The sequence below is a fragment of the Pantoea hericii genome (assembly GCF_014155795.1).
Classification (GTDB): Bacteria; Pseudomonadota; Gammaproteobacteria; order Enterobacterales; family Enterobacteriaceae; genus Pantoea; species Pantoea eucalypti.
In genome coordinates this window covers 578,247-590,819 of record NZ_SCKV01000002.1, presented here as the reverse complement: position 1 = coordinate 590,819, position 12,573 = coordinate 578,247, and the positions used below count along the sequence as shown (strand labels likewise).

The following is a 12,573-nucleotide window of genomic DNA, read 5'->3' as shown; positions in this document are numbered from 1 at the left end:
GATGTTTAGGCGTTTGAAACGGTTGTCTGACGACCTCTATTTCTTCTGAATTCTGACTCACGCCGCAAAACCGTCAGTCGCGCAGTTTTGCGGTTTCTACACCGGTCTCATTGACTCACTTCTCTCCGCGCCTTTTCCGCTTTACCCGGGTTGCTGGAATCTGGCTAAACAACACCCTGGTGATGACCCTCTGACCGCTCGGGTTGTTCAGATAAACTACCCGGATAAAATCCTTCAGTCATTAGTCTTACTGACATTCGCATCGATGAAAACCTTTAGCGATTCCTGCGCGGATGCACGGCGGTTTATCGCCTTACAGATTAAAAAGCGAATGGAATAATGTCCCTGTTATTAATTAGCTTATTCAGCAGGGTATTTAATGAAGCGGTAAAATTTCAGGTTTTCTTATCGTACTTTCGGGTCACGTACCGCCGCACCTGAAACGGCTAAAACCTCAACCTGTTGATATTTATCGATTTTGATTTGTTTATCCAATACTGACATAATTACAGTGTTTTTGCCGTTCTTAGAGAGGGTATGTGGCAGACGATTTTGCAGTGGATGGCGCACTGGCGTTGGCGATCGCGGGTTTTAAACCGCGTGAAGCACAACGTGAGATGGCGCAGGCGGTATCTGAAGCCGTAAAACAGCAGGGTGAACTGGTGGTTGAGGCCGGTACCGGCACCGGCAAAACCTATGCTTATCTGGCACCCGCCTTGCGGGCCGGAAAAAAAGTCATTGTCTCCACCGGCTCAAAAGCGCTGCAGGATCAGCTTTATGGCCGCGATCTGCCCACCATGATTAAGGCACTGAAGTTCAAAGGGAAAACGGCCTTGCTGAAAGGGCGCTCTAACTATCTCTGCCTGGAACGCATGGAACAGCAGTCGATGGCCGGTGGTGAGCTCACCGTGCAGGCGCTAACCGATCTGGTGACGCTGCGCAGTTGGTCATCACAGACAAAAGATGGCGACATCAGCAGCTGTGCGGGTGTGACCGAAGATAGCCCGATCTGGCCGCTGGTGACCAGCACCAACGACAACTGCCTGGGCACGGATTGTCCGCGCTATAAAGAGTGTTTTGTGGTCATGGCACGTAAGCGCGCCATGGACGCTGATGTGGTGGTCGTTAACCACCATTTGTTTCTTGCCGACCTGGTGGTAAAAGAGGGGGGCTTTGGCGAATTGATTCCCGAGGCTGATGTGATGATCTTCGATGAAGCCCATCAGTTGCCCGATATCGCCAGCCAGTATTTTGGTCAGCAACTCTCCAGCCGCCAGTTACTCGATCTGGCTAAAGATATTATTACCGCCTACCGCACGGAAGTGCGTGATGCCCAGCAACTGCAGAAATCAGCTGATCGACTGGCGCAATGCGCACAGGATTTCCGCCTGTCATTAGGCGATCCGGGTTATCGCGGTAATTTACGCGAACTGCTGAGCGATAACCAGATACTGCGCATGTTCACCTTGCTGGACGATGCGCTGGAGCTCTGTTACGACGTTAGCAAACTCTCGCTGGGTCGTTCAGCTCTGCTGGATGCCGCCTTTGAGCGCGCCGCGCTTTACCGTACCCGCTTAAAACGGTTACGGGCGATTAACGAGCCGGGCTACAGCTACTGGTATGAATGTACGTCGCGTCATTTTATTCTGGCGCTGACGCCGCTCTCGGTCGCTGAACGCTTCCGGGAAGTGATGGACAACCGTAAAGCGGCGTGGATCTTCACCTCGGCCACCCTGGCGGTGGATGAAAAAATGGCCCATTTCGCCGAACGACTGGGTGTGAATGCGGCAAAGAGCCTGATTCTGAATAGCCCGTTTGACTTTGCGAAGCAGGCACTGCTCTGCGTGCCGCGCAATCTGCCTGAGCCTAACCGTCCCGGCGGCGCCCGCCAGCTGGCCGCGATGATGAAACCGCTGATCGATGCCAACAAAGGCCGCTGTTTCTTCCTCTGCACATCGCACCTGATGATGCGTGAACTGGCGGCAGAATTTCGCGCTTCAATGACCCTGCCTGTGCTGGTACAGGGTGAAACCAGCAAAGGTCAGTTACTGAAACAGTTTATCGACAAAGGCAACGCCCTGCTGGTGGCGACCAGCAGTTTCTGGGAAGGGGTTGATGTGCGGGGTGATGCGCTGTCGCTGGTCATTATTGATAAACTGCCGTTCACCTCGCCGGAAGATCCCCTGTTAAAAGCCAGAATGGAAGATTGCCGGATTCGTGGCGGCGATCCCTTCACGGATGTGCAGCTACCGGATGCCGTGATCACGCTGAAGCAGGGGGTGGGACGGTTGATCCGTGATACGGATGATCGGGGTGTGCTGGTGATTTGCGATCAGCGGCTGGTATCGCGTCCTTATGGCGCGTTGTTTCTCAACAGCCTGCCACCTACGCCGCGCACCCGGGACATTGATCGTGCCATCGCCTTTATCCGTCAGCAACCCGAACCAGACGCATAATTTTATGCTAATATGCGCGCCGTTTTCTTTCTTCTGAGGTGGTCATGTCAGCCCGAATTTTAGCGCTGGATACGGCGACAGAAGCCTGTTCAGCTGCCTTGCTGAATCAGCAACAGATTGATGCCCGATTCGAGATCGCCCCGCGTGATCATACCCAGCGTATTTTACCGCTGGTCGAAGAGCTCCTGCTGGCGCAGCAGCTGGAACTGACCGAACTGGACGCGCTCGCCTTTGGTCGCGGCCCGGGCAGTTTTACTGGCGTACGCATTGGCATTGGCATTGCGCAGGGCCTTGCACTGGGCGCAGCACTGCCGATGATCGCGGTTTCTACCCTCGCGACGCTGGCGGAAGGCGCATGGCGCCTTCACGGGACAACCCGGGTATTAACGGCGATTGACGCGCGGATGGGCGAAGTCTATTGGGCCGAATATCAGCGTGATGAGCACGGTGCCTGGCAGGGCGAAGCCAGCGAAAGTGTGTTGTCGCCGGAAGCGGCACTGGCACGTATGCAGGCGCTCTCTGGTGAATGGATGACCGCTGGCACCGGCTGGCAGGCTTATCCTGGCCTGCAGCAGGGACATGAACTGACGCTGGTTGCCAGTGAGGTCACGCTGCCTGCCGCTCAGGATATGCTGCCGCTGGCGATACTTGCACTGGCGCAGGGGAATACGCTGCTGCCGGAGACGGCGGAGCCCACTTATCTGCGCAATGAAGTCGCCTGGAAAAAATTACCTGGCCGGTAAAATGCACGCAACTTATTGTTATGCGTCCAGTCTAAGTCTTTACCTAACGGGAGAACGTCTATGTCGTCAATGTGTGGTAAAGGGCTTTCAGGTCTGCTACTGACCTGTGTGCTGGCGTTAACCGGTTGTGTCTCGATTCCCGACACACTGCAGGGCAGCTCGCCTCAGCCGCAGCAGGATTTGTTGCGGGTCATGAGCGATCCTTCGATCTTCGTCGGGCAGGAATCTCGCTTTGGCGGCAAGGTCGTGAATGTCACTAATCTGAACGGCAAAACCCGGCTTGAGATTGCTGCACAGCCGCTGGACGATAGCGCCAGACCGCGTCTGGGGGCGGCGTCGGTGGGGCGGATTTATGCCGATATCCACGGCTTTGTTGATCCAGTGGATGTCAGAAACCAGTATGTCACTGTGCTGGGTACCCTGAAGGGAACGGAGCAGGGCAAAATTGGTGAGGCAGATTATAAATTTGCCGTTATCGATGTACGAGGTTACCAGCGCTGGCGTCTCGCGCAACAGGTAACAGCACCGCCTCAGCCAATGGATCCCTGGATCTGGTATGGTCCGACTCGTCATCGCGGCGGCTACTGGGGCCCAAATCCTTACTGGGGTATGGTTAACAGTGGGCCGACTGAGGTGCAAACCATACTGACCGAGTAACGGTGAAAAAGGTGATATCCAGCCCGGTTGCGGTGCTCGCTGCCGGGCTTTTTATTTGCCTGTTTTCGCTGCACGAAATTTAGTGATGCACTTCGCAACCTCAACATGCCAAACCAGGCAAACTGGTACAATCAGTTAAAATATTGTTAACAAAACAGATTGGCTGAGGCAGCGATGGAAATACAACATAATTATCGGGGTGAATCCTTGAATAAGGTTTGGCTGAAACGCTACCCGGCAGATGTGCCTGCCGAAATAAGTGCAGATCGTTACACCTCGCTGGTGGATCTGTTTGAGCAGGCCGTAAAACGCTACGCTGATCAACCCGCGTTTATAAACATGGGTCAGAAGATGAGTTACCGTCAGCTGGAGGAGAAGAGCCGCGCGTTTGCCGCCTATCTCCAGCAGCAACTGGGCCTGAAAGCGGGTGACCGCGTGGCCCTGATGATGCCTAACTTATTGCAGTATCCGGTGGCCCTGATTGGTGTGCTGCGCGCTGGCATGGTGGTGGTCAACGTTAACCCGCTCTATACGCCACGTGAACTCAGGCATCAGCTCAATGACAGCGGTGCCAGCGCCATCGTCATCGTCTCGAATTTTGCCCACACGCTGGAAAAAGTGGTGGCGGAAACCGCGGTGCGTCATGTCATTCTGACGCGGATGGGCGATCAGCTGGCACCCATAAAAGCGACGCTGGTTAACTTTATCGTCAAGTATGTGAAGAAGCTGGTGCCTAAATATCATCTGCCTGGCGCCATCTCCTTTCGTCATGTTCTGGACGTGGGTGCCACACTCAATTATCAGCGTCCGACCGTCTCAAATGACGATCTCGCTTTCCTGCAGTACACCGGCGGCACGACCGGCGTAGCCAAAGGGGCAATGCTGACCCATCGCAACATGCAGGCGAACCTGGAGCAGACCCGCGCGACTTACGGTAAAGTGCTGCGCGACGGTAAAGAGTTTGTCGTCACTGCGCTGCCGCTTTATCACATTTTCGCTTTAACAGTGAATGGCCTGCTTTTCCTGGAGCTGGGCGGTCAGAATCTGCTGATCACGAATCCGCGTGATATTCCTGGCTTCGTTAAGGAGCTGGGTAAATTTCCGTTTACCGCGATCACTGGCGTGAACACGCTGTTCAATGCGCTGCTCAACGATGAGCAGTTCAATAAGCTCGATTTCTCAACGCTGCGTCTTTCGGCCGGGGGCGGGATGGCTGTGCAGAAAGTGGTGGCGGAACGCTGGGAAAAGCTAACCGGACACTATCTGCTGGAAGGCTATGGCCTGACCGAATGTTCGCCGCTGGTGTCAGTCAATCCGTATGATATCAGCTGTCATACCGGCAGTATCGGCCTGCCGGTGCCCTCGACAGACGTGCGGATTCTGGATGACGATGGCAACGAAGTGCCGCCAGGTGAGCCGGGTGAGCTCTGCATCAGAGGTCCCCAGGTGATGCTGGGCTACTGGCAGCATCCGGAAGCGACAGCGGAAGTGCTGAAAAATGGCTGGCTCCACAGCGGTGATATTGTTACCGTTGATCAGGAAGGCTTTATCCGCATCGTTGACCGCAAAAAAGATATGATTCTGGTCTCCGGTTTTAATGTCTATCCGAATGAAATCGAAGATGTGCTGATGCAGCATCCTAAAGTGCGTGAAGCGGCGGCAATTGGTGTGCCGAGCGATCTTTCTGGCGAAGCCGTAAAAGTCTGTATCGTGAAAAAAGATGCGTCACTGACCAAAGAAGACGTGCTCGATCACTGCCGCCGTCAGTTGACCGGCTACAAGGTGCCGAAGATCATTGAGTTTCGTGATGATTTGCCCAAAACCAACGTCGGCAAGATTCTGCGGCGCGAGTTGCGTGACGAGGTAAAACCCGGCGCGAGCTGAATCCGGGCAAAATTGAGGTTGAACGCCGGCATGTCCGGCGTTTTTATTGTTTTTAACATGGAGCGCCGCGCGTTGTTAGCTGCGGTGGAAATCAGACGTGAACTATTCCCTTATCGACCAGGATGATCAACTGGCAGACGTGTGTCAGAAAGCGCGCCAGCAGGCGGCGGTGGCACTGGATACCGAATTTGTCCGTACCCGTACTTACTATCCTCAGCTTGGCCTGATCCAGCTGTTCGACGATCACCAATTGGTGCTGATTGACCCACTGAATATCCGTGACTGGTCACCCTTTATTGCGTTGCTTACCGACACCCGTGTCACCAAATTCCTCCATGCCGGAGGTGAAGATCTGGAAGTCTTCCTGCACCGTTTCGGCGTGCTGCCGACACCGATGATCGATACACAGATTCTGGCGGCCTTCTCCGGCCAGCCGCTCTCCTGGGGCTTTGCCTCAATGGTGGCGCATTTCACGCAGGTCGAACTCGATAAAAGTGAATCACGCACCGACTGGCTGGCACGCCCTCTGACCCAGCGTCAGTGCGAATATGCGGCGGCAGACGTTCACTATCTGCTGCCGATTGCGCGCCAGCTGATGATCAACACTGAAGAGGCCGGCAACATGGCGGCGGCGCTCAGTGAGTGCGACAATCTTTGTCAGCGTCGTCTGGATAGCCTTTCGCCGGATGAAGCCTGGCGGGATATCACCAATGCCTGGCAATTGCGTCCGCGTCAACTGGCCGCGTTGCAGCGACTGGCGGCCTGGCGTCTGAAACTGGCGCGTGAAAAGGATATGGCGGTTAACTTTGTTGTGCGCGAAGAGCACCTGTGGAAAGTCGCGCGCTTTATGCCAGGTTCACTGGGTGAGCTGGATCATCTGGGACTGTCAGGTCATGAAATCCGTTTCCACGGTAAAACGCTGGTGGCGCTGGTGGCCGAAGCAGAGGCGCTGGATGAAAGTGAACTGCCGGCTCCGCTGGGCAATCTGATCGACCATCCTGATTACAAGCAGGTGTTTAAAGCGATGAAAGCTCTGGTGCAGCAGCTCAGCGGGCAGAGTGGGTTCAGTCAGGAATTACTGGCGTCACGACGTCAGATTAATCAGGTATTAAGCCAGCACTGGGGTCTTAAGCCACAGGGACGTCAACCGGAGTTACTGACCGGATGGCGGGGCGAACTGCTGAAACCCGGCATTGAGGAAATTCTGGCGGGTTGTTAACGGTAAAAATTTCCCCTGCCAGAGCGCAGGGGAAATTCAGGAAACCGTCAGCGTCATTTAGTCACTTCATCCGTTTCCGGCAACGTTACGTTCAGCTCCAGAATCGAGATATCGTCACCTTTCTGATCGAGCTGCACAGTCACCATTTCTGGATCGATCTTCACATATCTGCAAATCACTTCCAGAATGTCGCGCTTAAGTTGCGGAAGATAATGGGGCTCACTGTCGCCCCTTCTCCGTTCTGCCACGATAATCTGCAGCCTTTCCTTGGCTATGTTGGCAGTGTTCTTCTTCCGGGATAAAAAGAAATCAAGTAATGCCATGGTTTATCCCCCGAACAGGCGTTTCAGGAAACCCTTCTTCTCTTCTTCGATAAAGCGGAAGGGGCGTACTTCACCGAGCAACCGTTCAACGGTATCGGCATAGGCTTTGCCAGCATCAGATTCGCCGTCAAGAATCACCGGTTCACCCTGGTTAGAGGCACGTAACACCGATTGATCTTCAGGAATCACGCCAACCAGAGGAATGCGCAGAATCTCCAGCACATCTTCCATGCTCAGCATATCGCCACGGTTAACCCGGCCAGGGTTATAGCGGGTCAGCAGCAGATGCTCCTTCACCGGATCCTGACTGTTTTCCGCACGACGCGATTTAGACGAAATAATACCGAGGATACGGTCGGAGTCACGCACAGATGAGACTTCCGGGTTCGTAGTGATAATGGCTTCATCAGCAAAATAGAGCGCCATCAGTGCACCGGTTTCAATCCCTGCCGGTGAATCGCAGACGATGAAATCGAATTCCATAGCGGCTAAGTCGTTCAGAACTTTTTCAACACCTTCGCGAGTCAGCGCATCTTTATCACGGGTCTGCGAGGCGGGCAGAATGTAGAGTTGCTCAGTGCGTTTGTCGCGAATCAGCGCCTGGTTCAGCGTGGCATCGCCCTGGATAACGTTGACGAAGTCATAAACCACGCGGCGTTCACAACCCATGATCAAATCCAGATTACGCAGACCGATATCAAAGTCGATCACGACCGTCTTTTTGCCTTTCTGCGCTAAACCGGTGGCGATGGCCGCGCTTGACGTGGTCTTACCAACGCCCCCTTTACCGGATGTAACTACAATAATGCGTGCCATAAATGTTGATTTCCTTAACAAAAGAAAAGGGGCCTAATTAAGTGTCTGGATAGTCAGCGCGCCATCCTGCAGGCACAGACGCGCGGCTTTACCAAAAAATTCTTGCGGGATCTGATCCATGATCCAGTACTCTCCGGCAATCGAGACCAGCTCGGCGGCCAGGTTGGTACAAAAAATCTGGCAATTGCGATCACCACTGGCACCCGCCAGTGCGCGACCGCGCATCATGCCGTAAATATGAATGTTGCCATCGGCGACCAGTTCGGCGCCGGCGCTGACGCTGCTGGTGATAATCAAATCAGCGTCACGCGCATAAATCTGCTGGCCTGAACGCACCGGCGTGTTCACGATGCGTGTTTTCGTTGCCACCGTTTCGGTGACCACCGGCAGCGGTTCAGGAACTGGCACGGGTGGTGGCGCTTCTGCACGCGGTCTGGACTCTTTGCCTTCTGCCAGAACCGGCAGGCCTGCCCGGGATATCATGCGTTTCAGTGCGTCATTTTTGCAGCCGCTTACGCCGACAATACGTAAACCGGTGGCGAGAATCGCCTGCTGCAACTGTTTCCAGTTAACCTCGGCACTCAATGTGGCGACGTTAAGTACAACCGGTGCGTTTTTCAGGAAATCCGGAGCCTGATCAATCTTGTCCTGAAGTGCCTTACGAATCACCGCAGGGTCATGGTGGTGCAAATGGACGACAGATAGGGTGAAACTGCTACCTTTGAATTCGATTGGCGTTTGCGACATCTGTCCCGACTCAGTCCTGTTTTCACTACCGTTAGCAAGGCGATGATAAAATCATCACTGAAGCGCTAACGGTGAATATTCGAAGTTCTGCAAGCATGTTATAGTTACAGCTATATTCAGACAAGCCTCAACGCCGGTTAATTCGAGTAAAAAATATGTTTTGTGTGATCTACAGAAGCCCGTTACGTGACCAGACTTATCTCTATGTAGAAAAAAAGGACGATTTCTCGCGCGTTCCTGAAGAATTGCTGAAAGGGTTTGGCAAGCCGCAGTTGGCGATGGTGCTAAAGCTGGCGGGCCGCGACAGATTGGCAAATGCAGATATCAATAAAGTTAAGCAGGGATTGAGTGAGCAGGGCTATTATTTGCAACTTCCTCCGCCGATTGAAAGTCTGCTAAAAATTCATTTAGAGGCTGATAAAAAAGTTTAACTCAGATTCTTCTGTAAATATAAATCCTGTCGGCGTCATCCTGGCAGGATAATATTGCCCGACGCTGCGTAAAATTAACGGCGCAGCTTATCTGTTTCACCCGTTTCTAAATTTCCTGCTCATTTTTTTCGCCTGATTTGTACGATTATTCAGCACCCCAGCGCCGCCATTTACGCTTTTTGACAAATTCCATCCCCCGGACCGTTAAAAGGATCTTATTATCACGCCATGAGGTTGGCATTTCGATCAACACAAAAGCAAACATCAACCCGCCAGCAGCGCTGGCATCACACCTAACCTGAACAGGGGATGAGCATGTATCAGCATCGTAACTGGCAAGGCGCTCTGTTAGATTTTCCGGTCAGTAAAGTGGTTTGCGTGGGCAGTAATTACGCAAAACACATTAAAGAAATGGGCAGCGCAACGCCGACTGAGCCGGTGATCTTTATCAAGCCGGAAACAGCGCTGTGTGATTTACGCCAGCCGCTCTCTATTCCCGACGCATTTGGCGAAGTTCATCACGAGGTCGAACTGGCCGTGCTGATTGGCGGGACGCTGAAGCAGGCGACGGAGGCACATGTGGCTAAAGCGATTGCAGGTTATGGCGTGGCGCTGGACCTGACATTGCGTGATCTGCAGTCCGGGCTGAAAAAAGCAGGCCAGCCCTGGGAAAAATCCAAAGGTTTTGATAACGCCTGTCCGGTTTCCGGTTTTATCCCGGTGTCAGACTTCAGTGGCGATCCGCAGAATGTCGAACTGAAACTGGTGGTGAATGGTGAAGTGCGGCAGCACGGTAACACCGAAGATATGATTCATAAAATCCTGCCGCTGATTGCCCACATGAGCCACTACTTTACCCTGCGCGCCGGTGACGTGATTCTGACCGGTACGCCAGAAGGGGTGGGCCCGATGCGCTCGGGTGATCAGCTGGAAGTCTCCCTGGCGGGTCACGGCATCAGCACGCGCGTACTCTAAAAACTTGCATCACCGCAGCATAGGCTTTATAAGGTGCGGTTTAGGCACAACCCGGACAAATCATCATGACAGACACCCCTTTCTGGCAACAAAAACGCCTGGCACAAATGAGCGATGAGGAATGGGAATCCTTGTGTGATGGTTGTGGACAGTGTTGCCTGAACAAGTTACAGGACGCAGACACCGATGAGATCTACTTCACCAATGTCGCCTGTAATCAGCTCAATATTAAAACCTGCCAGTGCCGCAACTATGAGCGCCGCTTCGAACTTGAAGAGGATTGCATCAAGTTAACGCGCGAAAATCTGACCACGTTTAACTGGTTACCGCGTACCTGTGCATACCGGTTGCTGGGTGAAGGTAAAGATCTCCCCGCCTGGCATCCGCTGCGAGCCGGTTCTAAAACCGCCATGCACGCGAAGCGTATTTCTGTAAGGTATATTGCCGTGCGCGAGAGTGAAGTGCGGGATTGGGAAGATCACATTATCGATCGCCCCGATCGCAACGGCTAAACGCGTCGCGTGAGTCGGGATATGAAAAAAAGGCTGCCATTGGCAGCCTTTCCTGATCTCAGCGACTAAAGAGATCGCGACGTTTTGGTTTTAGTGGCTGGGTAATCAGTACCAGCGCCGCAACCAGCAGATAACCGGCGAATACCACAATCATCCACTGTGGCATGCTGAGCGTCAGGAACGTCCAGCTGCGATCAGCGCAATCACCGGTAGCCTGAAACACGGATGGCATCCACTTATCCAGCGGTAATCCGCTGGGGAAGCGTGCGGCGAAATCACAGGTGGTGAAGGGGTTAGGGTGCAACTGAATCATCGTATGTTCATAGGAGAGACGCAGTCCTTCCCAGGCACTGTAGATCCACAAGGCCAGCGCGCCCAGACGCAACGGCGATTTAGGCGCAATTGCGCCCACCAGACCCGCACCCAGCACACCAAACAGGGCATTACGCTCATAGATACACATTACGCAGGGCTTCAGGCCCATCACATGCTGAAAAAAGAGTGCCGTCAATTCCAGTGCAAGCGCCGTCAGTGCCAGTAATAACCAGGCTCCACGCCCCCGTGAACATTGATTCAGATATCGCAACATATTGCATTCCCTGTAAACGTTAATGCCACGCAGTGTAAACCAAAAGCGTTTGCAAACCAGCCAGTCGCAAGGAAAAATCGTGTGCAAACATGACCTGATTCTGATCCAGAACAGGTTAAATGAGGATCTGCAGAGGCTATCGCCGCGGAGGTCGCATCAGCACGGCGATTGAAATCAGTCAGGCGGAGAGAGTGGGTCGCATAAGGCAGTCAGTGAAACGGCTGGCAGCAACTATCCTGCGCGAACAGTCCACGCATTCAGAACGCCATTATGCTGTTCGGGGACACAGGTTGTTTCAGCCCATAAAACTGTTCTGATGACGGTTGTCTCTGCGCAGCAGATTAGATTGTCAGCCATTCTGAAATATGCGACTACGCCCGGTTTAATGAGTACGCAGGCTATATCCGCTATAGGGCGTCTGGTATGATGAGTCCCCATCATGATGAGAAAAGCAACGAGAACACATTGCTATGGTTATAAAGGCTCAGAGTCCAGCGGGATTTGATGAAGAGTATATTATTGAAAGCATCTGGAACAGTCGCTTTCCGCCCGGATCGATTCTTCCTGCTGAGCGTGAGCTTTCTGAATTGATTGGGGTAACGCGCACTACCTTGCGTGAGGTGCTGCAGCGACTGGCACGCGATGGCTGGCTGACGATTCAGCATGGCAAACCGACACGGGTAAACGATTTCTGGGAGACCTCCGGCCTCAATATTCTGGAAACCCTGGCCCGTCTCGATCACGACAGCGTTCCCGTGTTAATCGACAACCTGCTGTCTGTCCGCAGCAACATTTCATCGATTTTTATCAGCCGTGCGCTGCGCCATCATCCTGATAAAGCCCGTGAAGTGCTGGAGACAGTCAGTGCCGCAGCCGATCAGGCTGATGCCTATACCGAACTTGATTATCGGGTGTTCCGTGGCCTGGCATTTGCGTCAGGTAACCCGATTTATGGTTTGATTCTGAATGGCCTGAAAGGCCTCTATACTCGCGTTGGTCGTCACTACTTCTCTAACCCGGAAGCTCGCCAGGTCGCGCGCGATTTCTATCTTAAGCTTCTGGCGCTGTGCGATAAAGAACCAGGACAGGATGAGATTGTGGATGTGGTGCGCAACTATGGTCGCCGCAGCGGTGAAATCTGGCACAGCATGCAGAAAAACTTGCCTGACGATCTCGGCAACAAACGTTAAAAAAAACCGGACATCGCGTCCGGTTTTTTGT

Annotated in this window: 13 protein-coding genes; 9 read left to right on the top strand and 4 right to left on the bottom strand. The window is 53.4% G+C overall.

Features of this window, described 5'->3' with window-relative positions; translation table 11 throughout:
* Positions 1-539 precede the first annotated feature (539 nt).
* The 5 genes from H7K52_RS06405 to rnd all read left to right on the top strand — a co-directional run bounded on the left by H7K52_RS06405 (position 540) and on the right by rnd (position 6,959).
* Entirely contained in the window at positions 540-2,456 is a 1,917-nt protein-coding gene (locus H7K52_RS06405; protein ID WP_182629838.1) for a DNA repair helicase YoaA, read from the top strand.
* A 44-nt stretch (positions 2,457-2,500) separates the two neighbouring features.
* Positions 2,501-3,199 (top strand): tRNA (adenosine(37)-N6)-threonylcarbamoyltransferase complex dimerization subunit type 1 TsaB, encoded by a 699-nt coding sequence (tsaB, locus tag H7K52_RS06400; RefSeq protein WP_182629837.1) that lies wholly within the window; start codon positions 2,501-2,503, stop codon positions 3,197-3,199.
* Between the two features lie 60 nt (positions 3,200-3,259).
* Positions 3,260-3,856, top strand: a complete 597-nt coding sequence (locus H7K52_RS06395) for a Slp family lipoprotein (protein WP_003852709.1) — start codon at positions 3,260-3,262, stop codon at positions 3,854-3,856.
* 207 nt (positions 3,857-4,063) lie between these two features.
* Positions 4,064-5,740: a long-chain-fatty-acid--CoA ligase FadD gene (fadD, locus tag H7K52_RS06390; protein WP_152333562.1), complete on the top strand. Its 1,677-nt coding sequence runs from the start codon at positions 4,064-4,066 to the stop codon at positions 5,738-5,740.
* Positions 5,741-5,837: 97 nt separating this feature from the next.
* The gene (gene rnd / locus H7K52_RS06385; RefSeq protein WP_182629836.1) at positions 5,838-6,959 is read left to right on the top strand and encodes a ribonuclease D; all 1,122 of its coding nucleotides are present in this window, start codon (positions 5,838-5,840) and stop codon (positions 6,957-6,959) included.
* Between the two features lie 53 nt (positions 6,960-7,012).
* On the opposite strand, the gene minE is transcribed toward rnd, so the two are convergent.
* From minE to minC, 3 genes are read right to left on the bottom strand one after another with little or no spacing between them, the layout of a single operon-like run.
* Positions 7,013-7,282, bottom strand: a complete 270-nt coding sequence (gene minE, locus H7K52_RS06380) for a cell division topological specificity factor MinE (RefSeq protein WP_008925314.1) — start codon at positions 7,280-7,282, stop codon at positions 7,013-7,015.
* Between the two features lie 3 nt (positions 7,283-7,285).
* The gene (gene minD, locus H7K52_RS06375) at positions 7,286-8,098 is read right to left on the bottom strand and encodes a septum site-determining protein MinD (RefSeq protein WP_003852716.1); all 813 of its coding nucleotides are present in this window, start codon (positions 8,096-8,098) and stop codon (positions 7,286-7,288) included.
* A 33-nt stretch (positions 8,099-8,131) separates the two neighbouring features.
* A complete protein-coding gene (gene minC, locus H7K52_RS06370) occupies positions 8,132-8,845 on the bottom strand; it encodes a septum site-determining protein MinC (protein ID WP_008925313.1) in 714 nt (237 codons plus the stop codon).
* A gap of 155 nt (positions 8,846-9,000) precedes the next feature.
* Between minC and H7K52_RS06365 the strand changes: the two genes are divergently transcribed.
* The 3 genes from H7K52_RS06365 (at position 9,001) to H7K52_RS06355 (ending at position 10,763) form a co-directional block, all read left to right on the top strand.
* Complete coding sequence (locus tag H7K52_RS06365; RefSeq protein ID WP_003852719.1) at positions 9,001-9,276, top strand: YcgL domain-containing protein; 276 nt, start codon at positions 9,001-9,003, stop codon at positions 9,274-9,276.
* A gap of 315 nt (positions 9,277-9,591) precedes the next feature.
* A complete protein-coding gene (locus H7K52_RS06360; protein WP_003852721.1) occupies positions 9,592-10,251 on the top strand; it encodes a fumarylacetoacetate hydrolase family protein in 660 nt (219 codons plus the stop codon).
* Positions 10,252-10,316: 65 nt separating this feature from the next.
* Positions 10,317-10,763: a YcgN family cysteine cluster protein gene (locus tag H7K52_RS06355; RefSeq protein WP_003852723.1), complete on the top strand. Its 447-nt coding sequence runs from the start codon at positions 10,317-10,319 to the stop codon at positions 10,761-10,763.
* A 58-nt stretch (positions 10,764-10,821) separates the two neighbouring features.
* Here H7K52_RS06355 and dsbB read toward each other — a convergent pair whose 3' ends face one another.
* Positions 10,822-11,352 carry a disulfide bond formation protein DsbB gene (gene dsbB / locus H7K52_RS06350; protein ID WP_008925312.1) on the bottom strand — a complete coding sequence of 177 codons (531 nt, stop codon included), beginning with the start codon at positions 11,350-11,352 and terminating at the stop codon, positions 10,822-10,824.
* 470 nt (positions 11,353-11,822) lie between these two features.
* Here dsbB and fadR point away from each other — a divergent pair, with 470 nt between their 5' ends.
* A complete protein-coding gene (gene fadR / locus H7K52_RS06345) occupies positions 11,823-12,542 on the top strand; it encodes a fatty acid metabolism transcriptional regulator FadR (RefSeq protein ID WP_182629835.1) in 720 nt (239 codons plus the stop codon).
* Positions 12,543-12,573 lie beyond the last annotated feature (31 nt).